This is a genomic window from Blastococcus litoris (genome assembly GCF_003075095.1).
GTDB lineage: Bacteria > Actinomycetota > Actinomycetes > Mycobacteriales > Geodermatophilaceae > Blastococcus_B > Blastococcus_B litoris.
In genome coordinates, this window is sequence record NZ_QCZF01000002.1 from 278,086 (window position 1) to 303,102 (window position 25,017).

Annotated in this window: 24 protein-coding genes; 14 read left to right on the top strand and 10 right to left on the bottom strand. The window is 73.7% G+C overall.

What is annotated here, in order from left to right; all coding sequences use genetic code 11:
- Positions 1 to 8 precede the first annotated feature (8 nt).
- A complete protein-coding gene (locus DCS98_RS05820) occupies positions 9 to 545 on the bottom strand; it encodes a hypothetical protein (RefSeq protein ID WP_164704410.1) in 537 nt (178 codons plus the stop codon).
- 142 nt (positions 546 to 687) lie between these two features.
- On the opposite strand from DCS98_RS05820, the gene DCS98_RS05825 reads away from it, so the two are divergent.
- The 12 genes from DCS98_RS05825 to DCS98_RS05880 all read left to right on the top strand — a co-directional run bounded on the left by DCS98_RS05825 (position 688) and on the right by DCS98_RS05880 (position 12,914).
- Positions 688 to 1,614, top strand: coding sequence for an alpha/beta fold hydrolase (locus DCS98_RS05825; protein WP_116450413.1), 927 nt, complete (start codon positions 688 to 690; stop codon positions 1,612 to 1,614).
- A 106-nt stretch (positions 1,615 to 1,720) separates the two neighbouring features.
- Positions 1,721 to 2,029: a hypothetical protein gene (locus tag DCS98_RS05830; RefSeq protein WP_116450414.1), complete on the top strand. Its 309-nt coding sequence runs from the start codon at positions 1,721 to 1,723 to the stop codon at positions 2,027 to 2,029.
- Positions 2,030 to 2,114: 85 nt separating this feature from the next.
- Positions 2,115 to 4,151 carry an excinuclease ABC subunit UvrC gene (gene uvrC / locus DCS98_RS05835; RefSeq protein ID WP_116450415.1) on the top strand — a complete coding sequence of 679 codons (2,037 nt, stop codon included), beginning with the start codon at positions 2,115 to 2,117 and terminating at the stop codon, positions 4,149 to 4,151.
- Positions 4,148 to 5,095 (top strand): RNase adapter RapZ, encoded by a 948-nt coding sequence (rapZ, locus tag DCS98_RS05840; protein ID WP_116450416.1) that lies wholly within the window; start codon positions 4,148 to 4,150, stop codon positions 5,093 to 5,095. The genes uvrC and rapZ overlap by 4 nt, the downstream gene beginning before the upstream one ends.
- Positions 5,095 to 6,045 carry a gluconeogenesis factor YvcK family protein gene (locus DCS98_RS05845; protein ID WP_206340117.1) on the top strand — a complete coding sequence of 317 codons (951 nt, stop codon included), beginning with the start codon at positions 5,095 to 5,097 and terminating at the stop codon, positions 6,043 to 6,045. Before rapZ ends, DCS98_RS05845 begins: the two co-directional genes overlap by 1 nt.
- Before the next feature lie 91 nt (positions 6,046 to 6,136).
- The gene (gene whiA / locus DCS98_RS05850) at positions 6,137 to 7,117 is read left to right on the top strand and encodes a DNA-binding protein WhiA (protein WP_116450417.1); all 981 of its coding nucleotides are present in this window, start codon (positions 6,137 to 6,139) and stop codon (positions 7,115 to 7,117) included.
- A gap of 163 nt (positions 7,118 to 7,280) precedes the next feature.
- On the top strand, positions 7,281 to 8,306 hold the full coding sequence (gene gap, locus DCS98_RS05855) for a type I glyceraldehyde-3-phosphate dehydrogenase (protein WP_476727140.1): 1,026 nt from the start codon (positions 7,281 to 7,283) through the stop codon (positions 8,304 to 8,306).
- Positions 8,306 to 9,499, top strand: a complete 1,194-nt coding sequence (locus DCS98_RS05860) for a phosphoglycerate kinase (RefSeq protein ID WP_116450419.1) — start codon at positions 8,306 to 8,308, stop codon at positions 9,497 to 9,499. The genes gap and DCS98_RS05860 overlap by 1 nt, the downstream gene beginning before the upstream one ends.
- Positions 9,500 to 9,510: 11 nt before the next feature.
- Positions 9,511 to 10,335 (top strand): triose-phosphate isomerase, encoded by an 825-nt coding sequence (gene tpiA, locus DCS98_RS05865; protein ID WP_116450420.1) that lies wholly within the window; start codon positions 9,511 to 9,513, stop codon positions 10,333 to 10,335.
- A 49-nt stretch (positions 10,336 to 10,384) separates the two neighbouring features.
- Positions 10,385 to 12,160, top strand: a complete 1,776-nt coding sequence (locus DCS98_RS05870) for an ABC transporter substrate-binding protein (protein WP_116450421.1) — start codon at positions 10,385 to 10,387, stop codon at positions 12,158 to 12,160.
- A 57-nt stretch (positions 12,161 to 12,217) separates the two neighbouring features.
- On the top strand, positions 12,218 to 12,451 hold the full coding sequence (secG, locus tag DCS98_RS05875; protein WP_116450422.1) for a preprotein translocase subunit SecG: 234 nt from the start codon (positions 12,218 to 12,220) through the stop codon (positions 12,449 to 12,451).
- Between the two features lie 124 nt (positions 12,452 to 12,575).
- Positions 12,576 to 12,914 carry an RNA polymerase-binding protein RbpA gene (locus DCS98_RS05880; RefSeq protein WP_116450423.1) on the top strand — a complete coding sequence of 113 codons (339 nt, stop codon included), beginning with the start codon at positions 12,576 to 12,578 and terminating at the stop codon, positions 12,912 to 12,914.
- Positions 12,915 to 12,923: 9 nt separating this feature from the next.
- Here the strand turns inward: DCS98_RS05880 and DCS98_RS22875 are convergent, their stop codons facing one another.
- The 8 genes from DCS98_RS22875 to tkt form a co-directional block, all read right to left on the bottom strand.
- A complete protein-coding gene (locus DCS98_RS22875) occupies positions 12,924 to 13,124 on the bottom strand; it encodes a hypothetical protein (RefSeq protein ID WP_164704411.1) in 201 nt (66 codons plus the stop codon).
- Positions 13,121 to 14,005, bottom strand: coding sequence for a PIG-L deacetylase family protein (locus tag DCS98_RS05885; protein ID WP_116450424.1), 885 nt, complete (start codon positions 14,003 to 14,005; stop codon positions 13,121 to 13,123). The genes DCS98_RS22875 and DCS98_RS05885 overlap by 4 nt, the downstream gene beginning before the upstream one ends.
- Positions 14,006 to 14,045: 40 nt before the next feature.
- A complete protein-coding gene (pgl, locus tag DCS98_RS05890) occupies positions 14,046 to 14,819 on the bottom strand; it encodes a 6-phosphogluconolactonase (protein WP_116450425.1) in 774 nt (257 codons plus the stop codon).
- Complete coding sequence (locus DCS98_RS05895) at positions 14,816 to 15,868, bottom strand: glucose-6-phosphate dehydrogenase assembly protein OpcA (protein WP_116450426.1); 1,053 nt, start codon at positions 15,866 to 15,868, stop codon at positions 14,816 to 14,818. The genes pgl and DCS98_RS05895 overlap by 4 nt, the downstream gene beginning before the upstream one ends.
- A gap of 37 nt (positions 15,869 to 15,905) precedes the next feature.
- Entirely contained in the window at positions 15,906 to 17,423 is a 1,518-nt protein-coding gene (gene zwf / locus DCS98_RS05900) for a glucose-6-phosphate dehydrogenase (protein WP_116450427.1), read from the bottom strand.
- A 72-nt stretch (positions 17,424 to 17,495) separates the two neighbouring features.
- Positions 17,496 to 19,094, bottom strand: a complete 1,599-nt coding sequence (locus tag DCS98_RS05905; RefSeq protein ID WP_116450428.1) for a glucose-6-phosphate isomerase — start codon at positions 19,092 to 19,094, stop codon at positions 17,496 to 17,498.
- Complete coding sequence (gene tal, locus DCS98_RS05910; RefSeq protein WP_116450429.1) at positions 19,091 to 20,191, bottom strand: transaldolase; 1,101 nt, start codon at positions 20,189 to 20,191, stop codon at positions 19,091 to 19,093. Before tal ends, DCS98_RS05905 begins: the two co-directional genes overlap by 4 nt.
- Before the next feature lie 32 nt (positions 20,192 to 20,223).
- On the bottom strand, positions 20,224 to 22,434 hold the full coding sequence (gene tkt / locus DCS98_RS05915) for a transketolase (protein WP_116450430.1): 2,211 nt from the start codon (positions 22,432 to 22,434) through the stop codon (positions 20,224 to 20,226).
- Positions 22,435 to 22,719: 285 nt separating this feature from the next.
- Between tkt and DCS98_RS05920 the strand changes: the two genes are divergently transcribed.
- On the top strand, positions 22,720 to 23,652 hold the full coding sequence (locus DCS98_RS05920) for a heme o synthase (RefSeq protein WP_116450431.1): 933 nt from the start codon (positions 22,720 to 22,722) through the stop codon (positions 23,650 to 23,652).
- Positions 23,649 to 23,933 carry a hypothetical protein gene (locus tag DCS98_RS05925; protein WP_116450432.1) on the top strand — a complete coding sequence of 95 codons (285 nt, stop codon included), beginning with the start codon at positions 23,649 to 23,651 and terminating at the stop codon, positions 23,931 to 23,933. The genes DCS98_RS05920 and DCS98_RS05925 overlap by 4 nt, the downstream gene beginning before the upstream one ends.
- Positions 23,934 to 24,003: 70 nt before the next feature.
- Here the strand turns inward: DCS98_RS05925 and DCS98_RS05930 are convergent, their stop codons facing one another.
- Complete coding sequence (locus DCS98_RS05930) at positions 24,004 to 24,948, bottom strand: COX15/CtaA family protein (RefSeq protein ID WP_116450433.1); 945 nt, start codon at positions 24,946 to 24,948, stop codon at positions 24,004 to 24,006.
- Positions 24,949 to 25,017 lie beyond the last annotated feature (69 nt).

Consider the following 25,017-nt stretch of genomic DNA (forward strand, 5'->3'; position numbering starts at 1 on the left):
GGTCCGGGTCAGGCGACGGGCTGCGGCCGGGAGGGCGGCCGCTGGTCGACGACGTCCACCAGCACCGCGCCCCATGGCTCCGGTACCCGACCGGCGGACACTGCCGCCACGACCGTGGTCACCGTCTGCGCGGCGGCCTCCGCCCCGGTGATCTGCCAGCGGCCCCAGCGCCGGATCCGGCCGCGTGCCACCAGTTCGACCTCCCAGGTCTCCGACTTCGGCGTCCGCAGGTGGGCGATCGCCTCACCGACGAGCCGGACGGCGTGACCGACGGCCCACGGTGCGGTGCCCTGACGCATCGGGGTGTCCCGGAACTCCGCGAAGACCAGTTCGCGCTCCACGTCGACCGTGTCGGCCGGCAGACGCCAGTCGCCGCACCCCGGAGCGATCGCAGGAGGGGGCAGCGGGGACAGCGCTGCCGTCAGCCGGCGCCGCAGCGACTCCTCCTCCGGTCCGGGCAGCGGTGGGGGCGTCCCGGTCCCGCGCAGCTGCCGCGCGCGCACCGTCCAGCGGGCACCCCACGCGTCGGTCACCGTTCGGCGCACTGCACCCGCCCTCCGTCGTCAGGAGGAAGGAGCGTGCCATCGCGCCGCGGACCTCCGGACCCTCTGTCCACAGGTACTCCCGCTTGACCGGCCGACCGCGTCCCGGTAGGCCCGACAGGGACATCAGGCGGAGGGACGTGCGATGAGCTTCAAGGCCGAGGACGGAGTGCTGCAGGGGCCGGACGGGTCCCGGGTGCGCTACCGGCACTGGCAGCCGGGCGGCGACGTCCGGGGGACCGTCCAGGTCGTGCACGGGGCCTCGGAGCACTCCGGTCGCTACAGCCGTCTCGCCGGCGCGCTCACCGACCGTGGCATCGCCGTCTACGCGATGGACCTGCGCGGCCACGGCCGGACGGCGGAGAGCACCGGCATCGGCCGGTTCGGCGGGCTCGGCGTCGACGCGGTCCTCGACGACGTCGAGGCGCTGCACCTGGTGATGGACGAGCGCCACCCCGGGGTGCCGCGCGTGCTGCTGGGGCACTCGATGGGCTCGATCATCGCCCTGGCCGCCGCCGAGCGGAACGGCACCGACCTCGCGGGGCTCGCGCTCTCGGGACCGATCGGCGTCGCCCCGCACCTCGCCGACAGCGTCACGGCGCTCGAGGAGGCCGTCGCCGCCGGCGCGGGCGACCACGCCCTCGATGCGCTCGGCGCCTTCAACGAGTCGTTCGAGCCCGCCCGCACCCGGTACGACTGGCTCTCCCGCGACCCGGCAGAGGTCGACGCCTACATCGCCGATCCGTTGAGCGGGGACGAGATGCCGCTGACCGCGGCGTACGCCGCGGGCGTCTTCGCGCTCGCGGTCCGGGCCGCGACGCCCGAGGCGGTGGCCACCCTGCCCGCGGGGCTGCCGGTGCTGCTGCTCTCCGGGCAGCTCGACCCGGTCGGTGGCGCCGACGCCGTCCAGGTCACGGCCCTCGCCCAGCTGTTCACCGAGCGCGGCCTGCCCGTGGAGCAGCACGTGTACCCGGAGGCCAGGCACGAGGTCTTCAACGAGACGAACCGCGACGAGGTGGTCGCCGACCTCCTCGCCTGGCTCGACCAGCGGCTGGCCGTGGGCACCGGCTGATCACCCCCCGGGGGCGCGGGCTTGATACGAGCGGTCCCGGCCGCCTATGGTCCGTGTGACGGACGTCACCCCAGGTCGCCGGACGGTGGCCGCGAGGAGGCAGTGGATGACCGCGCTCACGCCCGGCTGCGACCCCGACATGTCCACCACCGGGGCGCCTTTCGGCTCCGTGCCCGCTCGCCCGCGCCTGGTGTCCGGGGCGGTCCTGCTGGGGTTCGTGGTCCTGGCAGCGCTCCTCGTCCGGGCCGGCGCCCCCGGCGTCCTCGCCGTCCCCGTGCTGGTCGTCGCCGTCCCGTGCGCCGTCGCCCTCGTCGCGCGCGCCGTGCGGCTCGCGCAGCACGCCGGAGGAGCCGCCGCGGCTCCCGTGGCCCGTGCGCTGCACCTGTCCCGTCCGGTGCCCGGCACGACGTCCTGAGCCGCCCCGCCCGTCCGATGTGACGCCAGGGGCGGACGGGTACCGGGCCCGGCGGCCTGTCGGTCCCGCGACCTAATGTGGGGGCATGCCCGATCCGTCCACGTACCGCCCGGCGGTCGGCAGCATCCCGGAGTCCCCGGGGGTCTACAAGTTCCGCGACCCGAACGGCCGGGTCATCTACGTCGGCAAGGCCAAGAGCCTGCGCCAGCGGCTGAACAGCTACTTCGCCGACGTGGCCGGCCTGCACCCCCGCACCCGCCAGATGGTCACGACGGCGGGCAGCGTCGAGTGGACGGTCGTCGGCACCGAGGTCGAGGCCCTCCAGCTCGAGTACAACTGGATCAAGGAGTTCGACCCCCGGTTCAACGTCCGCTACCGCGACGACAAGAGCTACCCGTCGCTGGCCGTGACGCTGAACGAGGAGTACCCGCGGCTGCAGGTCATGCGTGGCCCCAAGAAGAAGGGCGTGCGCTACTTCGGCCCCTACGCGCACGCCTGGGCCATCCGCGAGACGCTGGACACCCTCACCCGCGTCTTCCCCGCGCGCACCTGCTCGAACGGGGTCTTCAAGCGGGCGGGCCAGATCGGGCGCCCCTGCCTGCTGGGCTACATCGGCAAGTGCGCGGCGCCCTGCGTCGGCCGGGTCAGCGCCGACGAGCACCGGGCGATCGTCGACGACTTCTGCGACTTCATGGCCGGGAAGACCGAGTCGATGATCAAGCGGCTCGAGCGCGAGATGGCTGCCGCCGCCGAGTCGATGGAGTACGAGAAGGCCGCCCGGCTGCGCGACGACCTCGGCGCCCTGCGCCGGGCCCTCGAGAAGCAGGCCGTCGTGCTCGGTGACGGCACCGACGCCGACGTCGTCGCCTTCGCCCAGGACGAGCTGGAGGCCGCCGTCCAGGTCTTCCACGTGCGCGGTGGGCGGGTCCGCGGCCAGCGCGGCTGGATCGTCGACAAGGTCGAGGCGGTCACCACCGGGGAGCTCGTCGAGCAGTTCCTGCTGCAGGTGTACGGCGGCGTGGACGAGCAGACCGGCGTCGGCGAGGCGGGGGAGGCCGTGCCCCGGGAGGTGCTCGTCCCCGAGCTGCCGGAGGACGCCGACGTCTACACCGAGCTGCTCGAGGAGCTCCGTGGTGGCCGGGTGTCCCTGCGGGTGCCCCAGCGCGGTGACAAGCGGAGCCTGCTGGAGACGGTGGAGCGCAACGCCAAGGAGGCGTTCGCCCGCCACCGGGTGAAGCGGGCCAGCGACCTGACCGCCCGCTCGCTGGCGCTGTCGGAGCTGCAGGAGGCGCTGGAGCTCCCGGACGCGCCGCTGCGCATCGAGTGCATCGACATCTCGCACGTCCAGGGCACCAACGTGGTGGCCAGCATGGTCGTGTTCGAGGACGGGCTGGCGAAGAAGTCCGACTACCGCCGGTTCTCGGTGGCCCAGGGGACCGACGACACCGCGGCGATGGCCGAGGTCGTCCGCCGCCGCTTCGCCCGGCACCTCAAGGAGGAGGCCGACCGCCGCGACGAGCAGGGCGTGGCGGCCGAGGAGGGCCGCCCGCGCCGGTTCGCCTACCCGCCGAACCTCCTCGTGGTCGACGGCGGCGCGCCCCAGGTGGCCGCCGCCAGCAGGTCACTGACGGAACTCGGCATCGTCGACGTCGCGGTGTGCGGGCTGGCCAAGCGCATGGAGGAGGTGTGGCTGCCCGGCGACAGCGACCCCGTGATCCTGCCGCGCACCTCCGAGGCGCTGTACCTGCTGCAGCGGGTCCGCGACGAGGCCCACCGGTTCGCGATCACGTACCACCGGCAGAAGCGGTCCACCAGCATGCTGGTGTCGATGTTGGACGACGTCCCCGGCCTCGGGGAGACGCGGCGGAAGGCGCTGATGAAGCAGTTCGGGTCCCTCAAACGGCTGCGCGCCGCCACCGTCGACGAGCTCACCGCGGTGCCGGGCATCGGCCGGCGCACGGCGGAGGCTGTGCAGGCGGCGATCGCGCTGCCGGCGGTGGAGGAGGGGCAGCCGGACGACGGGGCCACCGAGTCGACCACCGCACCGCAGGGGCCCGCCGAACGCGGCACGCCCCGGCCGGGCGCGGGGGAGACCGCCGAGGTCGGCCGGGTGGCCTCGTGAGCGACGGGCTCGACGGCCGGGGGCCGAATCCGGCCGGACCGCAGACCGACGTCCCGCCCGGGCTCGACCCGGCGAGCACCGAGGTGCAGCCGCTCGAGGTCGTCGTCGTCACGGGCCTCTCCGGGGCGGGGAAGCTCAGCGCCGGCCGGGTCCTCGAGGACCTCGGCTGGTTCGTCGTCGACAACCTGCCGCCGGCGCTGCTGCAGCCGATGGTCGAGCTGGGCGCACGCGGCGACATCCGCCGCTTCGCCGCCGTCGTCGACGTGCGCAGCCGCGCCTTCTCCAGCGACCTGCAGGAGTCCATCCGGGTCCTGTCCGACGCGGGCAACCGGCCGCGCGTCATCTACGTGCACGCCCGCGACGAGGTGCTCGTGCGCCGCTACGAGTCGGTGCGCCGCGAGCACCCGCTGCAGGGCAACGGCACCCTCATCGACGGCATCTCGGCGGAGCGGGCGCTGCTGACCGGGATCGCCGGTGACGCCGACCTGTGGGTCGACACCAGCGACCTGAACGTGCACCAGCTGCGCGCGACCCTGGAGAACGCCTTCGCCCGCGAGGGCCGCACGCAGCCGCTGACCGCGACGGTCATGAGCTTCGGCTTCAAGTACGGCCTGCCGCTCGACGCCGACCTGGTCGTGGACGCGCGCTTCCTCCCGAACCCGCACTGGATCCCCGAGCTGCGGCCGAAGACCGGGCAGGACGCCGACGTGAGCGCCTACGTGCTGGGCCAGCCCGACGCCGGCGAGTTCCTCGACAGGTACACCGACGTCCTCCGCCTGCTCATCCCCGGCTACCGGCGGGAGGGCAAGCGGTACCTCACGCTCGCCGTCGGCTGCACCGGGGGCAAGCACCGCAGCGTCGCCATCGCCGAGGAGTTCGCTCGGCGGCTCACCGCGGAGGGCCTCACCGCCGCGGCCCGGCACCGCGACCTGGGCCGCGAGTAGTGGGCGCCGGACCCCGCGTCGTCGCCTTCGGCGGCGGGCACGGGCTGGCGGCCGCTCTCGCCGCCTGGCGGCGGATCACGCCGGAGCTGACCGCCGTCGTCACCGTCGCCGACGACGGCGGATCGTCCGGCCGGATCCGGCGCGAGATGCCCATGCTGCCGCCCGGCGACCTCCGGATGGCGCTGGCCGCCCTCGCCGGGGACACCGAGCAGGGGCGCGAGCTGGCCGACCTGCTGCAGCACCGCCTCGGCGGCACGGGCGTCCTCGCCGGGCACCCGGTCGGGAACCTCATGCTCACCGGGCTCACCGAGATGCACGGCGGCGACCTCACCCGTGCCCTCGACCAGCTCGGGCAGCTGCTCGGCTGCTGCGGGCGGGTGCTGCCGATGGCCGACGTGCCGCTGGACCTCGTGGCCCGCGTGGAGAGCACCGACCCCGACGACCCTGAACGCAGCCGCACCATCCGCGGTCAGGTGGCGATCGCCGCCACCCCGGGGCACGTCCGCGACATCCTGCTGTCCCCGCCCGACCCGCCGGTGCACCCGGACGTGCTGTCGGCGATCGCCGCGGCGGACGTGGTCTCCCTCGGTCCCGGTTCCTGGTACACCTCTGTCCTGCCGCACCTGCTCGTGCCCCGGCTGCGCGCTGCGCTGACCGCGTCGGAGGCCCGGGTGGTCGTGGTGCTCAACCTCGTCCCGCAGCCGGGCGAGACCGACGGCTTTTCCCCGGAGGAGCATCTGAGCGTCCTGCGGGCACACCTGGGCGGAGTGGCGTTGCACACGGTGATCGCCGATGCTGACTCGGTGGTTGACCGCCGTGGTCTCCTGTCTGCGGTGCGCGAGTGCGGTGCCGAGCTCGTCCTGGCTCCGGTCGCCGAGCTCGACGGCGCGCCGCGGCACGATCCCGTGCGACTGTCCGCCGCGCTGGCCTCCGTGGTCGGTGCCCGGTGAGGGAGTACGGGTGTCCGATCGGGTATCGGAACTGGCGTTCGACAGCTTTCGATCCTGAGCGGTCGGTACAAGGGGGAAGGGGACGCCGCACATGGCGATGACCGCAATGGTCAAGGACGAGCTCTCGCGGGTCGAGTGCACGAAGACGTCCGAGCGCAAGGCCGAGGTCACGGCGCTGCTGCGCTTCTCGGGCGGGCTGCACATCGTGGGCGGGCGCGTGGTCATCGAGGCCGAGCTCGACACGGGCTCGGTGGCCAGACGGCTGCGCCGCGACATCAGCGAGGTGTACGGCTACACGAGCGGCGTGAGCGTGCTCGCCGGCGGCAACATCCGCCGCGGGGTGCGCTACCTGGTCCGGATCGCCAAGCACGGCGAGGGCCTGGCCCGGCAGACCGGGCTCGTCGACCAGCGCGGCCGGCCGGTCCGCGGGCTGCCGCCCGCGGTCGTGTCCGGCGGCATCAACGACGCCGAGGCCGCCTGGCGCGGCGCGTTCCTCGCGCACGGCTCCCTCACCGAGCCGGGCCGCTCCTCCTCGCTCGAGGTGACCTGCCCCGGGCCGGAGGCCGCGATGGCGCTCGTGGGCGCCGCCCGCCGGCTCGGGATCCCGGCCAAGGCGCGCGAGGTCCGCGGCGCCGACCGGGTCGTCATCCGGGACGGCGACGCCATCAGCGCGCTGCTGACCCGCATGGGTGCGCACGACGCCGTCCTCGCCTGGGAGGAGCGGCGCATGCGCCGCGAGGTCCGGGCCACCGCCAACCGGCTGGCCAACTTCGACGACGCCAACCTGCGTCGGTCGGCTCGCGCCGCCGTCGCGGCCAGCGCCCGCGTGGAGCGCGCCCTGGAGATCCTGGCCAACGACGCGCCCGAGCACCTGCTGGTCGCCGGCCGCTTGCGTCTGGAGTACGGCCAGGCGTCGCTGGAGGAGCTCGGGCAGCGCGCCGACCCGCCGATGACCAAGGACGCCGTCGCCGGTCGCATACGGCGTCTGCTCGCCATGGCGGACAAGCGCGCGAAGGACCTCGGCATCCCCGACACGGAGTCCGTCGTCACCGACGACATGCTCGCCCAGTAGCGCCGTCCGTCCTGGCTCACCGTTCCGGGTCCTGGCTCACCGTCCACCGTGAGCCAGGACCCGTGATGATCAGGAGAGCTGATCATCACGGGCGGCAGGAGCCTCGGACGCGCCGGACCGATAGGGTTTCCGTGAGCGAGGCCGCATCCCCGACGCGCGGCCCATGAGCGACGTGGAGGCTGCAGTGACGGTCCGGGTGGGCATCAACGGGTTCGGCCGGATCGGCCGCAACTTCTGGCGGGCCGCGGCGGCCAGCGGCCAGGACATCGAGATCGTGGCGGTCAACGACCTCACCAGCAACGAGGCCCTGGCCCACCTGCTCAAGTACGACAGCATCCTGGGCGTCCTCAAGGAGGACGTCGCCGCGGACAGCGAGGGCATCAAGATCGGCGGCAGCACCATGAAGGTGCTGTCCGAGCGCGACCCCGCCAACCTGCCCTGGGCCGACCTCGGCGTCGACGTCGTCGTCGAGTCCACCGGCTTCTTCACCAAGGCCGCGGACGCCCGCAAGCACGTCGACGCCGGCGGCGCCAAGAAGGTCATCATCTCCGCGCCCGCCACCGACGACGACATCACGATCGTCATGGGCGTGAACGACGACCTCTACGACGGTTCGCAGACGATCATCAGCAACGCGTCCTGCACCACGAACTGCCTCGCGCCGCTGGCGAAGGTCCTCAACGACGCGTTCGGCATCGAGCGCGGCCTGATGACGACGATCCACGCCTACACCGCCGACCAGAACCTGCAGGACGGCCCGCACAAGGACCTGCGCCGCGCCCGCGCCGCCGCCCTCAACATGGTGCCGACCTCGACGGGCGCCGCGAAGGCGATCGGCCTGGTGCTGCCCGAGCTCAAGGGCAAGCTCGACGGCTACGCGATCCGCGTTCCCGTCCCCACCGGCTCGGCCACCGACCTCACCGTCCAGCTGACCCGCGAGGCCTCGGCCGACGAGATCGACGCCGCCTACCGCGAGGCCGCCGCCGGCCCGCTGGGCAAGTACCTCACCTACACCGACGCGCCGATCGTCTCCTCCGACATCGTCACCGACCCGTCGTCCTGCATCTACGACGCGAAGCTGACCAAGGTCTTCGGCCCGATGGCCAAGGTGCTGGGCTGGTACGACAACGAGTGGGGCTACTCCAACCGCCTCGTCGACCTGACCACGCTGGTGGGCTCGAAGCTCTGATGCGTTCAGTCGACGACCTCATCACCGAGGGGGTCTCGGGTCGGCGCGTGCTCCTGCGCGCCGACCTGAACGTCCCGCTCGACAAGACCACCCGCCAGATCACCGACGACGGCCGCATCCGCGCCAGCCTGCCCACCCTGCAGGCGCTGCGCGAGGCCGGCGCGCGCGTGATCGTCTCCGCGCACCTCGGCCGCCCGAAGGGTGCCCCGGACCCGCAGTTCTCCCTCGCGCCGGTCGCCGCGCGCCTGGGCGAGCTGCTGGGGACGGCCGTGCCGCTGGCGACCGACGTCGCGGGGGACGACGCCCGGGCCAAGGCCGGGGCGCTCGGCGACGGCGAGGTCCTGCTGCTGGAGAACGTGCGCTTCGAGGCCGCCGAGACCTCGAAGGACGACGCCGAGCGGGGGGAGCTGGCCGACCGGTTCGCCGCCCTGGCCGACGTCTACGTGGACGACGCGTTCGGCGCGGTGCACCGCAAGCACGCGTCGGTCTACGACGTCGCCCTGCGGCTGCCGCACTACGCCGGCCGGCTGGTGGCGCAGGAGCTCGACGTGCTGCGCCGCCTCACCAGCGACCCCGAGCGGCCCTACGTCGTCGTCCTCGGCGGGTCGAAGGTCAGCGACAAGCTGGCGGTCATCGAGGCGCTGCTGCCCAAGGTCGACCGGCTGCTCGTGGGCGGCGGGATGTGCTTCACCTTCCTCGCGGCCCAGGGCCACGGCGTCGGGAAGTCGCTGCTGGAGGCCGACCAGGTCGACACCTGCCGGCGGCTGCTCGACGAGGCGGGCGACCGGATCGTGCTGCCGGTCGACGTGGTGTGCGCGCCGGAGTTCAGCGCCGACGCCCCGACCACCACGGTCGGCGTCGACGCCATCCCGGACGACCAGATGGGCCTCGACGTCGGCCCCCGCACGGTGGAGCTGTTCGGGCGCGAGCTCGGCGGCGCGCTGACGGTCTTCTGGAACGGCCCGATGGGCGTGTTCGAGCTGGCCCCGTTCCAGGCGGGCACCCGCGGGGTGGCCGGGGCGGTGTCGCACGTCGAAGGGCTGTCCGTCGTCGGCGGCGGCGACTCGGCGGCGGCGGTGCGGCAGCTCGGGCTCGACGAGAGCGCCTACGGGCACATCAGCACCGGCGGCGGTGCCTCCCTCGAGTACCTCGAGGGCCGGGACCTCCCGGGCCTCGCGGTCCTCGCCGACTGAACGGGGCCGAGATGGCACGCAAGGAGTCCGCACCGCGGCGCGGGGCCTTCCAGGGCGGTGACCGGCGGACGCTGATCGCCGGCAACTGGAAGATGAACATGACCCACCTCGAGGCCATCGGTCTCGTGCAGAAGCTCGCGTTCACCGTCGCGGGGCCGGTCCTCGACACCGCCGAGGTGGTCGTCCTGCCGCCGTTCACCGCGCTGCGCAGCGTGCAGACACTGGTGACCGGCGACAAGCTGTCGGTCGGGTTCGGGGCGCAGGACGTCTCCGTCCACGACTCCGGGGCCTACACCGGCGAGGTCAGCGGCGGCATGCTCGCCGCCCTGGCCTGCCAGTACGTGACGGTCGGGCACTCCGAGCGCCGCGCGATGCACGCCGAGGGCGACGCCGTCGTCGCGGCCAAGGCGCAGGCGGCCCTTCGGCACGGCGTCGTGCCGATCGTGTGCGTGGGGGAGGGGCTCGACGTCCGCAAGGCCGAGGAGCACGTCGGCTACTGCACGACCCAGCTCGACGCCTCGCTCGACGGGCTCACCGCCGAGCAGGTCGCCGGCATCGTCATCGCCTACGAGCCCGTGTGGGCGATCGGCACGGGTGAGGTGGCCACCCCGGAGGACGCGCAGGAGGTCTGCGGGGCACTCCGGGCGCGGCTCGCCGAGCGGTTCGGACCCGAGACCGCCGAGTCCGTCCGTATCCTCTACGGCGGGTCGGTGAAGGCCGCGAGCACGGCCGGGATCCTGGCCGGGCCGGACATCGACGGTGCACTGGTCGGCGGCGCAAGCCTGGACGCCGACGAGTTCGCGCAGATCTGTCGGATCGCCGCCGACGGCAGCTGAGCCCCGCTGTCGCCGCCGGCCGCATGGAACTGGGGGCGGGCAGCAGGCAGTGGAGAACACCCTGGAGCGGCTGACCGGCCGGCTGCCGGCGTGGGCCCGGAACCGGTCGCCGCGCCGCATCCTCGCGTCGGCCGCCGTCGTCCTGCTGATCGTCGTCATCGCCGTCAGCTGCGGCGGCGGCTCCGGCGGCCGAGCCGACGTCCCGGTCGTCGAGGGCCAGCCGGACGCCGGCGTGACCGGCGTCCGCGCGCCGTCGACGGCGACCGGCGAGACGCTGCGCGTGGTGTCGGCCGAGATCGACAGCCTCGACCCGCAGCGCTCCTACCTGCCCGGGGTCTGGAACCTGATGCGGCTCTACACCCGCACCCTGGTCACCTACTCCACCGAGCCCGGCCGCACGGACGAGCTCGTGCCGGACCTCGCCACCGACCTGGGGACGCCGTCCGAGGACGGGCTGAGCTGGACGTTCACGCTGCGCGAGGGCGCGATGTTCGAGACCGGGCGTCCGATCACCAGCCGTGACGTCAAGTACGGCATCGAGCGGTCCTTCGCCTCCGACGTGATCGTCGGCGGTCCGACCTACGTCGTGGACCTGCTCGACGTGCCGGGCAACGAGTACGCCGGCCCCTACCAGGACGAGGCCGCCGACAAGCTCGGCCTGCCGACGATCGAGACCCCCGACGACCTCACGATCGTCTTCCGCCTGCGCGCCCCGCAGCCCGACCTCCCGTTCGTGATGGCGCTCCCCTCGAGCAGCCCGGTGCCCATCGAGGCCGACACCGGCGCCGGCTACGGCGCCGACCCGGTGTCGTCGGGGCCCTACGCGATCACGTCGGTCGACCCGGCGACCGGCATCCTGCTCGAGCGGAACCCGCAGTGGAACCCCGACTCCGACGACGTCCGCACCGCGCTGCCCGACCGCGTCGTCGTGCGCACCGGCCTGAACGGCGTCGAGCGCGACCAGGCCCTGCTGGCCGGCTCGGCCGACATCGACATCACCGGCACCGGCGTCGCGACGACCTCGCGGTTCTCCTCGGACGACGGCAGCCCCGTCCTGGACCGGGTGGACGACACGACCACCGGGGCCATGCGGCTGCTCGCCATGCCCACGGACGTCGCGCCGATGAACAACCCGGACTGCCGCGCCGCCGTGGCCGCGACCGTGGACCGCGCGGCGATCCAGGACCAGCTCGGCGGGCCGGTCAACGCCGTCCGCCGGTCGGTCCTCTGGCCGCGCGCCCTCGACGGCGGCCCGGAGGACCCCGACACGCGCCCCGACCTCGGCGCCGCCCGCGCCGCGCTGGAGGCCTGCGGGCAGCCCGACGGCTTCAGCACCGTCCTCGCCGTCGCCGACACACCGACCAGCGTCGACGTCGCCGACCTCATCGCCGGGCAGCTCGGCGAGGTCGGCATCGACGTGACCGTGCAGCCGCTCGGCGCGACGAGCTTCTACGCCACCGACGTCGGATCCCCGGACAACGTGGCCGCGAACGGTTTCGGGCTCGTCCTGGCGACGTGGACGGCGGACTTCCCGACGCCGGCGTCGTTCCTGGCGCCGCTGGTCGACAGCCGCAGCATCCGCGCGGTGGGCAACACGAACTACGCGCGTCTGGCCGTCCCCGAGATCGACGCGCTGGTGGACGCCGCCCGGGTGGCGGGCGACCCCGCGGCGTGGCGGGAGGTGGCCGCCGCGGTGGACGCCGCGTCCGTGTACGTGCCGCTCGCCGAGACCCGGGTCCAGCTGCTGGCGGGGCAGCGGTTGCACAACGGCGTCGTGATGCAGCCCTACAGCGGCTACGACCTCGCGACCGCGGGCGTCAAGTAGGCTCGGAAGTCAGAGCCCGGTGCCGTCCTGCCGGCCGCCCAACCTGGAGAAGTCGTCATGGAGCTGGTCCTCAACGTGCTGCTGGTCCTCACCAGCGCGATCCTCGTGGTGCTGATCCTGCTGCACCGCGGCAAGGGCGGCGGTCTGTCCTCCATGTTCGGCGGCGCGGTGTCCTCGTCCCTCAGCGGCTCGTCCGTGGTCGAGAAGAACCTCAACCGGCTCACCGTCTTCTGCGCGCTGATCTGGGCCGTCTGCATCGTGGGCCTGGGCATCCTCCTCAAGGTCGGCTAGCGCTCCTCGGGACGGATCGGCACCGATCCGGAGCGAAAACGTGACCGGAGATCGCGCCTCCAGGCCCTAGACTGCCCGCGCGGCCGTGATCTGCCGCACGATCCCGAAGACACAGGGGGCGCTCGTGGCTGGTGGCAACGCGATCCGGGGGACCCGGGTCGGCGCAGGTCCGATGGGGGAGGCCGAGCGCGGTGAGGCCGCGCCGCGCAACCGGATCCCGTTCTGGTGCGCGAACCGGCACGAGACGCGGGTGGCCTTCGCGTCCGATGCCGACGTGCCCGAGTTCTGGGACTGCCCTCGTTGCGGCCTGCCCGCCGGCCAGGACCAGCAGAACCCACCGCCGGCACCGCGCACCGAGCCGTACAAGACGCACCTGGCCTACGTCCGCGAGCGGCGCAGCGACGCCGACGGGGACGCGCTGCTCGAGGAGGCCCTGACCCGGCTGCACCAGCGCCGGGCCTGATCCGCCCGGTCAGTCGCCCCGGCGCGGGCCGGGGACGGGCGGACGGGTGACCCACCCGGCGGTCTCGACGTCCCAGTACTGCGACCGCGGCCGCGTGCCGCGCGGGAACTGCCCCGGCTCCAGCCAGGGCAGCGGGCGCGCAGCTCCCGGCGTGCGCGGCGCGGGGACCACTCCGGTCGTCGGGCGGGTGAGAACTGTGCCGTCGGTCATGGGGTGCTCCTGCTCGCGGGGTCCACTCGGCGGCAGCTTGCCGCCTCGGTAGGGAAGAGGAACCGCCCCCGCCGCGCGGATACCGAGCGCGCCGCCGGTCGCTGCCGGCTGCGGTCGGGAAGTCGCACGCGGGCGAGGTGGTCGACGGTCAGGAACGCCCGGCGCAGCCCCTCGCTGAGCCCCTCGAACGGCGACACCTGGGAGCGGTGCTCGGCGATCGCCGCCTCGCGGCGGTCGAGCACGTCGCTGGTGCCGACGACGTCGGTGATGTCGGCGTCGTCCCGGCCGAGGCCGGCCGGGTCGAGCGCGTGGTACGCGGTGTCGGGTCGCACCGCCCGCATCTCGTCCAGCCACCGTCGGAGCAGGCTGTTGGGCAGGCACTGCTCGACGAGCAGGGGAGCGGGGCCCTCCAGCGCGGCGACCGCCTCGCGGACGGCGGCGCCGACGTGCAGGTGGTCGCGGTGCCCGTCGCTGCCGTCCAGGGTGAGCAGCACCTGCGGCGCCTGCTCCCGGATCAGCGAGCCCAGCACGGCGGCCACCTCCTCCACCGGCGCCGCGCAGAGCGAGCCGCCGGGCAGGTCGCCGTCGAACCCGGAGTCGCGGTAGCCGAGGAGGTCGACCCGGGCGACGCCCAGCCGAGCGGCGGCCCGCCGGAGCTCGGCCTCCCGCACCGTGCCGAGGTCGCCGTCCGCGGTGCCGGGCACGGTCTCGCCGGCCTCACCCCGGGTGGCGCACACGACGGTGACGTCGGCCCCGCGGGTGGCCGCGTAGGCGATCGTCGAGCCGCAGCCGAACGACTCGTCGTCGGGGTGCGCGACCGCGACCAGCCAGCGGTCGCCCGGGTGGACATCGAGCAGGGGGTCACGGGCGCTGTCGGTCATGCGGCCATCCGTCCTCGCAGACGCCGGCCGCCGGGCGCGGCTAGCCGGGGGGTGCCGGCAGCTTGCCCGCGGCGGCGCGGTCGAGCAACCACCTCGTGGCCCGCACGCCGTGGACACCCGCTGCGGGCAGCTGCACCGGGTCGGCGCCGTCGGCCAGCGCGCCGGCCACCGCCGCCGCCTTGCCCTCCCCGGCGACGAGCAGCCACACCTCGTCGGCCGCGTTGATGGCCGTGAACCCCAGGCTCACCCGGGTGGGCGGCGGCTTCGGGCAGTCGCGCACAGCGACGACCGGGCGCTCGTCCCGGACGGCAGGGGAGTCGGGGAAGATCGAGGCGACGTGCCCCTCGGGCCCCATGCCGAGCAGCAGGACGTCGATGTGCGGGAGCGCCTGCCCCTCGTCGGCCGCGCCGGCCAGCTCCGCGGCGTACCAGTCGGCCGCCTCCTCGGGATCGGCGAACTCGCCGTCGGACGCCGGCATCGCGTGGATCCGGTGCTCGGGGACGCCGACGCGCGCGAGCAGCGCCTCGCGGGCCTGCTTCTCGTTGCGGTCGTCGCTGCCGGCGGGGACGAAGCGCTCGTCGCCCCACCAGAAGTCGACGTGCTCCCAGTCGACGGTCTCGCGCACCGGCTCCTCGGCGAGGCCGGCGACGTGCTCGAGCACCGCGATGCCCACGCCGCCGCCGGTCAGCACCACCGACGCCCGCCCGTGCAGGATCTGCGCCGCGGCGAGCCGGGCCACCAGGGCCTCGGCCACGGCCCGCGCGAGGCCGTCGGCGTCGGCCTCGACGACGACGTCCGGCCGGGGGGCGGTCACGAGTCGCCGGCCGGCTTCGCGGCGGCCTTCTTGCGCGGCCGGCCGTTGCCCTCGCCGTTCTCGGCGGGGTCGAACCAGACGTGCTCGCGGTCGGGGGAGCGGCCCGACAGCCCGGTCATGCCGGTCGCCGCCTGCAGCGCGTCGCTGTAGGGCTCGTCGCGGTCCAGCCGCCGCAGCTCCTCGCTGAGCAGGTCGCCGAGCACGCGGTCCGGGAGCGCCACCGTCGCGTCCGGGCGGAAGGGCTGAGAGATGACCGCCCCACCCCGGCGGTCGGCCTGGATCCGCACCTCCTCGTCCTGGTCGAGCTGGAGGGTGACGGAGTCGACCCCGCTGGAGTTCGGCTTGCGTCCGCCGTCCTCCACCGAGACGGGGCAGCCGCACCGGGACGAGAGCCAGCCGGCCAGCAGCTGGGCGGTCGGGTTGGCCGAGTCGCCCTCGACGCGCGCTCCGTGGACCGCGACGGGCTCGCCCCGCCGGCCGGAGACGGAGTCCAGCGTGGACGCCAGGATCGACCGCCAGGCCGTGCTGCGGGTCCACGCCAGGTCGGTGTCACCAGGCGCGTAGTCGACCGCGCGGGTCCGGAGCGCGGCCAGCGGGTCCGCGGCGATCGAGCTGTCGGTGATCCGCCTGTGGGCGAAGACCGCGAGGGCATCGGTGGCCAGCTTGTCCGGGGGAGCCGCGTGCCACCAGGCCACGACCGGGGCGTCGGCGGCCAGCAGCGGCAGGACGACGGACTCGGCGTGCAGCCCGAGGCGGCCGTACATCCGCATGACCACGGCCTCGCCGGGGCCGAGGCGCCCGCCGATGAGCACCTCGGCGTCGAGCCGCGGCGCCGGGGCCTCCAGCTGGCGGCGGACCACGACCAGGATGCGGCAGGGGTGGGCCTCGGCAGCCTGGGTGGCGGCCTCCTCGGCCTCGTTCACCCGGCTCTCGTCGGCGATCACGACCAGCGTCAGCGCTACCCCGGAGAGCACCGCGCCGCCGGTGCGCCGCTGGGCGGCCAGTTCCTTGACCACGGCCGAGCCGGTGGTGTCCCAGAGGGTCGTCACGGTGTCTCCTCGGTTCGGAGTGCGGGGAGGGGCGCGGTCACGGTCGCCGCCACCGCCGTCCCTCGGCGGCCAGCATCTCCTCGGCGGCGCGCGGGCCCCACTCGCCGGCGCGGTAGGGGTGCGGCGTCGACCCGGCCCAGAACTCCTCGAGCGGGTCGATCACCGCCCACGAGGCCTCCACCTCGGCGTTGCGGGGGAACAGCGTCGCGTCGCCGAGCAGCACGTCGAGCAGCAGCCGCTCGTAGGCCTCGGGGCTGGCCTCGGTGAACTGCTCGCCGTAGAGGAAGTCCATCGAGACGTCGCGGACCTCCATGACGCTCCCGGGAACCTTGGACCCGAACTTGAGGGTGACCCCCTCGTCGGGCTGGACCCGCACCACGAGCTGGTTGTTGCCGAGCTCCTCGGTGTCGGTGTCGGCGAAGGGCAGGTGCGGGGCGCGCTTGAACACGAGCGCGATCTCGGTGACGCGGCGGGGGAGCCGCTTGCCGGTGCGCAGGTAGAACGGCACCCCGGCCCAGCGGCGGGTCTCCACGCCGAGCCGTACGGCCGCGAAGGTCTCGGTCTTCGAGCGCGGGTCGACGCCCTCCTCCTGCCGGTAGCCGTTCGCCCGCTGACCGGCCAGCCAGCCCTGCTCGTACTGGCCGCGGACGGCGAAGGTCTCGAGGTCCTCGGGCAGCGAGATGGCGCGCAGGACCTTCAGCTTCTCGGTGCGGATCTCCTCGGCGGAGAACTCGACCGGCTCCTCCATCGCGGTCAGCGCGAGCAGCTGGAGGAGGTGGTTCTGCAGCACGTCCCGGGCGGCGCCGGTCTTCTCGTAGAACTGCGCCCGGCCGCCGATGCCGACGTCCTCCGCCATGGTGATCTGCACCGAGTCGACGTTCTGCGCGTTCCAGATGGGCTCGAACAGGCTGTTGGCGAAGCGCAGGGCCAGCAGGTTCTGGACCGTCTCCTTGCCCAGGTAGTGGTCGATCCGGAAGACGTCCTCGGCGCTGAACACCGAGTCCACCAGTTCGTTGAGCTCGCGGCTCGAGGGAAGGTCCTCGCCGAAGGGCTTCTCGACGACGACGCGACGCCACCGGTCCGGCGTGCTCTGCGCCATGCCCGTGCGCTCCATCTGCTTGAGCACGGTGGGGAACATGGCCGGCGGGATGGAGAGGTAGAACGCGGCGTTCCCCCCGATGCCGTGCGAGCCCTCCAGCTCGCGCAGCGTGGCGGCCAGCTGGTCGAAGGCGTCGTCGTCGTCGAACGAGCCCTGGACGAAGTGGACGGTCGCGGCCAGGCGCTCCCAGACCTCCTCGCGCCACGGGGTCCGCGCGTGCTCGCGTGCGGAGTCGCGCGAGAGCTCGGCGAAGTCCTGGTCCTCCCAGTCACGACGGGCGAACCCGAGCAGCGCGAAGTTGGTGGGGAGCAGCCCCCGGTTGGCCAGGTCGTACACCGCGGGGAGCAGCTTCTTGCGGGCGAGGTCGCCGGTGATGCCGAAGACGACCAGGGCGCACGGCTCGGGTACCCGGGGCAGCCGCCGGTCCCGCGGGTCGCGCAGCGGGTTGGGGATCATGTCCGTCCGTCCTCGAGGTCTGGGAGGGGGCCCGTCGTCCGGCCCGGCGGGAGGACCGGACGACGGGGTCGGTCAGGCGAGGGCCGAGAGGAGCTGGCCCAACCCGGCGGCGCGGTCGGTCAGGTGCAGGTGCAGCAGCGGGCGGTCGCGGTCGGCGAGGGCCTTGCGGTCGCCACCGGCCTGGGCCGCCTGGAGCGTCGCGAAGCTGTACGGCTGGTCGGGCACGGCCAGGTCCTCGGCGACCACGCCGGTCACCTGCAGGAACGCCCCGACCTGCGGACCGCCCTTGTGGTACTGCCCGGTGGAGTGCAGGAACCGGGGTCCCCAGCCGAAGGTGACCGCGTGCTCGCCCCGCCGGGCCAGGGCGGAGCGCAGGTTCTCGGCGCTCGCGTCGGCCTCCCGGTCGAGGTAGGCCATCACCGCGAGGTAGCCGCGCGGCGGGACGGAGGCCAGCAGCGCGTCGACGGCCAGGACCACGCCGTCGTGCGAGGACAGGTCGACCCCGTCGAGCACGCCGCCGCTGCCGCGGATCTCGATCGCGCCGATCGTCGCCGCCGGCTGCTCGTCGGGGAGGCCCTCGCCGAGGATCCGCTGGGTGTTCTCCTTGCTCTCGGTGACGTTGGGCTGGTCGAAGGGGTTGATGCCCAGGACCCGCCCGGCCACCGCGGTGGCGTACTCCCAGCCGAGGAACTGCGCGCCGAGCGGCCCGTCGACGGTCACCGAGGGCCCGGTGCCGGGGCCGCCGGAGCCGATGACGGCGAGCAGGACGTCGCTGCCGGCGGCGCCGGGTGCGTCGACCGACTCGAGGACGACGGGCAGGATGCCGCGCCCCTCCTTGCCGGTCGACTCGGCGATGAGCTGCTCGGCCCAGTCGCCGAAGCCGGTGATCCCGGAGCCGGCGTCCGCGAGGGCGAGCTTGTCGCGCCCGGCGCGGAAGCCGGCGCCGAGGGCGACGCCCAGCTCGAGGGCGGGGTTGCCCGGCTCGGCGAGCGTGCCGGCGAGCTCCTCGGCCTGGTCGAGCAGGGCGCCTACGTCGGCACCCGCGAGGGCCGAGGGAACCAGCCCGAAGGCGGAGAGGGCGGAGTAGCGGCCGCCGACGTTCGGGTCGGCCAGGAAGACCGCCCGCGCGCCCATGGCCGCGGCCGTCTCGGAGAGGGGCGACCCGGGGTCGGTGACGACGACGAAGCGCCGGCCGATCTCCTTGTCGTCGAGGCCCGCCTCGGCGAACGCGGCGATGAACGCCCGTCGCTGGCTGTCGGTCTCCACGGTGCCGCCCGACTTCGAGCTGACGACGACCACGGTGCGGTCGAGGTCGGACATGGCCGCCGCCACCTGGCCGGGGTCGGTGGTGTCGAGGACGATGAGGGGCACCCCCGCCGTCCGGCAGATGACCTCCGGCGCGAGCGAGGAGCCGCCCATGCCGCAGAGCACGATCCGGTCCAGCCCCTCGCCGGCCAGCTCGGCGCGCAGGTCGGCCAGCCGGGCGACCAGCTCGCGCGAGGTGGCCGGCAGGTCCAGCCAGCCGAGGCGGATCGACGCCTCGCTCTCGGCGTCGGGACCCCACAGCGTGGCGTCCTTGCCGACCAGCCGGCCGGCGACGTCGTCCTCGCTGAGCGGGCCCCGGACGGAGTCCGGGATGTCCAGCCCGGAGACGCTGACCTGCAGGGTCATGCCTTGTCCTCGAGCTCGGTGCGCACCGACTCGGTCAGCTCGTCCCAGGAGTCGACGAACTTCTGCACGCCCTCCTCCTCGAGGACCCGGAAGACGTCGTCGAGGTCCACGCCGGCGTCGTGCACCGACTGCATGACGGCGGCGGCGTCCTCGTAGGCCTTCTGCACCGGCGTGCCGGGGCTGCCGTGGTCGGCGTAGGCCATCATCGTCTTCTCGGGCATGGTGTTGACCGTGCCGGGCGCGATGAGCTCGCTGATGTACATCGTGTCCGAGTACTCGGGGTTCTTGACCCCGGTCGAGGCCCACAGCGGCCGCTGCGCGACCGCGCCCTGCGCCTCCAGTGCCCGCCACCGGTCGGAGGAGAAGACCTCCTCGTAGGCCTGGTAGGCCAGCTGCGCGTTGGCGATGCCGGCCTTGCCCTTCAGCGACGGGTCGGCGCCGGCCTTGTCGAGGCGCTTGTCGATCTCGGTGTCCACCCGGGACACGAAGAACGACGCGACCGATGCGATGCCCTCCAGCGACCCGCCGTCCGCGACCCGCTTCTCCAGGCCGGAGAGGTAGGCGTCCATGACCGCGCGGTAGCGCTCCAGGCTGAAGATCAAGGTGACGTTGACGCTGATGCCGTTGGCGATCGTCTCGGTGATCGCCGGCAGACCGGCCTCGGTCGCGGGGATCTTGATGAACAGGTTCGGCCGGTCGACCAGCCACCACAGGTGCCCGGCCTCGGCGGCGGTCGCGTCGGTGTCGTGGGCGAGGCCGGGGGCGACCTCGAGCGACACCCGGCCGTCACCGGGGGAGGCCTCCGCGACCGGCGCGAGCAGGTCGCACGCGTCGCGGACGTCGGCGGCCGTGATGGTGCGCAGGGCCTCCTCGACGCTCACCTTGCGGACGGCGAGGGCGTGCAGCTGGTCGTCGTAGGAGTCCGACCCGCTGATCGCCGCGGCGAAGATCGTCGGGTTGGTGGTGACGCCGACGACGGAGTACTCGTCCACCAGGGACTGCAGGTTGCCGCTGCGGATCCGGTCGCGGGAGAGGTCGTCGAGCCAGACGGCGACCCCTGCCTCGGAGAGCTCGGCCAGCTTCTCGTTCTGTGCCATGGCTGTTGCCTTTCGGGCTGGGTGGTGCGGGGTCAGCGGTCGCCGGTGGGGTGGGGGAGGCCGCCGGTGGCGGCGACGGGTCCGGCGGGGACGGCGTTACCCGAGGCGGCGGCCTCGATGCTCTCGCGGGCCGCGGCCACGACCGCCTCGTCGGTGAGGCCGAACTTCTCGTAGAGCACCGTGTATGCCGCGCTCGCGCCGTAGTGGGTGAGGCCGACGATCCGGCCGGCGTCGCCGACGAACTCGCGCCAGCCCAGGGGCACCCCGGCCTCGACGCTGACGCGGGCGCGGACGGTGGGCGGGAGCACCTCGTCCTTGTAGGCCTGGTCCTGGTCGGCGAACCACTCGACGCACGGCACGCTCACCACGCGGGTCGGGACGCCGTCGGCCTCGAGGCGCTCGCGGGCGGCGACGGCGATCTGCACCTCGGAGCCGGTGCCCATGAGGATCACCTGCGGGTTGCCGTCCGACGCCTCGGCCAGCACGTAGGCACCGCGCGCGACGCCGTCGGCCGAGCCGAACTCGCCGCGGTCGAACACCGGCAGGTTCTGCCGCGAGAGCAGCAGGCCGGCCGGGCGGTCGTTGTTCTCGAGGATCGTGCGCCAGGCGACCGCCGTCTCGTTGGCATCCGCGGGCCGGACGACGTCCAGGCCGGGGATGGCCCGCAGCGCGGCGAAGTGCTCGATCGGCTGGTGGGTGGGGCCGTCCTCGCCGAGACCGATCGAGTCGTGCGTCCACACGTAGATCACCGGCAGCTGCATGAGGGCGGCCAGGCGCACCGCGCCGCGCATGTAGTCGGAGAAGGTGAGGAACGTGCCGCCGTAGACGCGGGTGCCCCCGTGCAGCGCGATGCCGTTCATGACGGCGCCCATCGCGTGCTCGCGGACTCCGAAGTGCAGCGTGCGGCCGTAGGGGCCACCGCTCCACATCTTGGTCTGGCGGTCGGCCGGCAGGAACGACGGTTCGCCCTTGACGGCGGTGTTGTTGCTCTCCGCGAGGTCGGCCGACCCGCCCCACAGCTCGGGCAGCTCAGGGTAGAGCGCGGCCAGCACCTCGCCCGAGGCCTTGCGGGTGGCCACGCCCTTGGGGTCGGCGTCCCAGCTCGGCAGCTTCTCCGCCCAGCCCTCGGGGAGGGTGCGGGTACCCATGCGCTCCAGCAGCGCGGCGCCGTCGCGGTTGCCCTGCTTCCAGGCGTCGAACTCCTCCTGCCAGGCGGCGTGCGCCTCCTGGCCGCGGTCGACGACCTTCCGCGCGTGCTCGATGACCTCGGGAGCGACCTCGAAGGTCTGCTCGGGGTCGAAGCCGAGGACCTGCTTGGTGGCCTTCACCTCCTCCTCGCCGAGGGCGGAGCCGTGGGCGGCGCCGGTGTTCTGCTTGTTCGGCGCCGGCCAGCCGATGATCGTCTTGAGCACGATGATCGAGGGGCGGCCGGTCTCGGCCTTGGCGGCGGCGAACGCGGCGTCGACCGCGGCGAGGTCCTCGCCGTCGTGGACGTGCTGCACGTGCCAGCCGTAGGCCTCGTAGCGCTTGCCGACGTCCTCGGTGAAGGCGACGTTCGTGTCGTCCTCGATCGAGATCTTGTTGTCGTCGTAGACGAGGACCAGGTTGCCGAGCTGCTGGGTGCCGGCCAGGGACGACGCCTCGCCGCTCACGCCCTCCTCCAGGTCGCCGTCGGAGGCGAAGGCCCAGATGGTGTGGTCGAAGAGGCTCTCGCCCTCGGGGGTGTCGGGGTCGAGGAGACCGCGCTCGCGGCGGGCGGCCATCGCCATGCCGACCGCGTTGCCGACGCCCTGGCCGAGCGGGCCGGTCGTGGTCTCGACGCCGGGGGTGTGGTTGACCTCGGGGTGGCCGGGGGTCTGCGAGCCCCAGGTCCGGAGCGCCTTGAGGTCGTCGAGCTGCATGCCGTAGCCGGAGAGGTAGAGCTGGACGTAGAGCGTCAGGCTCGAGTGGCCCATCGACAGCACGAACCGGTCGCGGCCGACCCAGTTCGGGTCGCTCGGGTCGTGGCGCAGCCACTTCTGGAAGAGGAGGTAGGCGGTGGGCGCCATGCTCATCGCGGTGCCGGGGTGGCCGTTGCCGACCTTCTGGACCGCGTCCATCGCCAGGACGCGCGCGGTGTCGATCGCGCGACGGTCCAGGTCGCCGAAGCCCTCGGGGAGGGTCGGGTTCGGCTGGCTCGGGCTGCCGGTCGGGCTGTCGGAGGCGGCCTCGGCCGGAGCTTCGGGCCGGGTGCTCTGCGTCATGTGCTGGGTGCTCCCTCGGAAGATGGTCCTGCGTGCGGCCGGCGCCCGCTCGGTCCCGCGCTGGACCGGGGGCGCACCGTCGTCGACGTCGGCCCTACCCGCTGCACACGCAGCAACAACGCGATCAACCCTAGTCATCCGCGCTCATGCCGCGACGTGGCCGGTGCGTCGTCCGGGCTACAGTGGCCGGAGTTCACGTCCCCGGTTTCGGAGTGGCCCCCTCGTGCTCTTCATCTGGCCGGCAGCACCCTGCTGCCCGCGCGCCGCCGCGCACGAGGGCACCCGGTGACGGCGCTGTCGGAGCGCCGCTCCGCCCCCGCCCACCGCGACCCGAGCTCGCTGCGCGCTCGCGTGAGCGCCTACGTGGCGCTGACCAAGCCGCGGATCATCGAGCTGCTCCTGGTGACGACGGTCCCGGCGATGATGCTGGCGGCCCGGGGCTGGCCGTCCCTGTCGCTGCTGCTGGTCACCCTGCTCGGCGGGACGCTGGCCGCCGGCGCGGCGAACGTCTTCAACTGCTACTTCGACCGCGACATCGACCGGTTGATGAAGCGGACCCAGAACCGGCCGCTGGTCACCGGCGCGGTCACCCCGAAGGCGGCGCTGGTCTTCGGCGTCGTGCTGACGGTGTCGTCGATCGTGCTGCTCGCGGTGACCACGACGCTGCTGGCCGCCGCCCTCGCCGCGGGCGCGATCTTCTACTACGCCGTGCTCTACACGATGGTGTTCAAGCGGCACACCCGCCGCAGCACCGAGTTCGGCGGCGTCCCCGGGGCGGCGCCGGTGCTCATCGGCTGGGCCGCGGTCACCGGATCGCTGGACTGGCCGGCCGTCGTCGTGTTCGGCATCGTCTTCTGCTGGCAGATGCCGCACTTCTGGGCGCTGGCCATGCGGTTCAAGGACGACTACGCGCGGGCCGACGTCCCGATGCTGCCGGTGGTGACCACCGACCTGTCGGTGGGCCGGCAGACCGTCGTCTGGGCCTGGATCACCGTCGCCGTCTCGCTGCTGCTGTGGCCGGTCGCCTCCGGTTACGGCATCGGGCTGGGCTACACGATCCCAGCGGCGCTGCTCGGCGGCTGGTTCGTCGTCGAGTCGCACCGCCTGCTCGGCCGCATCAAGCGCGGCGGCGAGACCAAGCCGATGCAGCTGTTCCACGTCTCGATCTCGTACCTGGCGCTGCTGATGGTCGCGATCGTCGTCGACGCCATCGTGTGAGGCGCGACCTCGCGAACGCCCGGATGGGGCAGCTCGTGGGGGCCGACGGGCGCACGTACTCGATCCGCCGGCCGCGCATCGAGGCGGCCGAGGTCGAGGCGCTGATCGAGGACGGGTGGCCGGTGGTCACCTACTTCGCGGGCGGGCGGCTCGTCTGGCACGACGAGACCGATGCCTGGCCCGCGTGGGCGGACGCACGCAGCGCGACGGAGACCGTCACCGCCGGGCGCTGGGAGTCACCCGACGGGTCGCTCGCCGTCGTCCTCGTCTGGCACGAGTGAGCCGGTCCGGCGTTGTCCCCGGAGCGGCCACTATCGAGCGGGAAGTGACCGGCTCAGGGACAACGCTCGGTCAGCGGGTGGCGGCAGCCTCCGGCGTCGACGGTGCGAGCGGCAGCTCCGAGGCCGGGCCACGGACGGACCAGACCAGCCGCGCGGTGTAGGCGGTGATCAGCACCGCGCCCAGCATGTGCAGCAGCACCAGCGCGATCGGCAGGTCGGTGAAGTACTGCACGTAGCCGACGACGCCCTGGGCAAGCTGGACGATCAGCAGGTCGCGAGCTGCCCGGCGGACCCGGCCGGGGGAGTCGGTGGCGTAGAGCGCGACCAGCAGCGCGACGGTCAGCCCGATCAGCAGGAAGACGACGTCGGCGTGCAGCTGGCTGACCAGCTCGGGGTCGAAGCCCATCCGGTCGCCGGTCGGGACGTCGTTCGAGTCGACGTCGCCGCTGTGCGGACCGCTGCCGGTGACGATCGTGCCGAGCACCAGCACGGCGGCGGTGACGGCGGCGATGCCCCAGGTGAGCAGGACGAAGGGACGGCGGAGCAGCGGCTGGCCCACGCCGGGTTCCCGCGAGCGCAGCCACAGCGTCGTGGCCAGCGCCACGAGGACGGCGGAGAGCAGGAAGTGCGCGGCGACCGTCCACGGGTTCAGGCCGGTGAGCACGGTGATGCCGCCCAGCAGCGCCTGCGCCGGGATGCCGAGGAAGGTGACGACGGCGAGCGGCCGCAGGTCGCGCCGGGCCGACCGCCACACGACGACGACGGTCGCGATCGCCACGACGGCCAGCACGAAGGTGAGCAGGCGGTTGCCGAACTCGATGGCGCCGTGGCCGGCGAGCTCCGGCGTCGCGACGAAGCTCTCCGAGGTGCAGCGTGGCCACGTCGGGCAGCCCAGGCCGGAGCCGGTCAGCCGCACGGCGCCGCCGGTGACGACGATCAGCCCGTTCGCCACGGCGTTGGCCAGGGCCACGCGGGAGACGGTCGCGGGGGAGAAGACGGAGGGGAGAACCGGCACGCGTCGATGCTAGGCGGTGGGCCGCGGCGTGAGGCTGCTCACGAGTCGTCCCCCGGAGGCCTCTTCTTA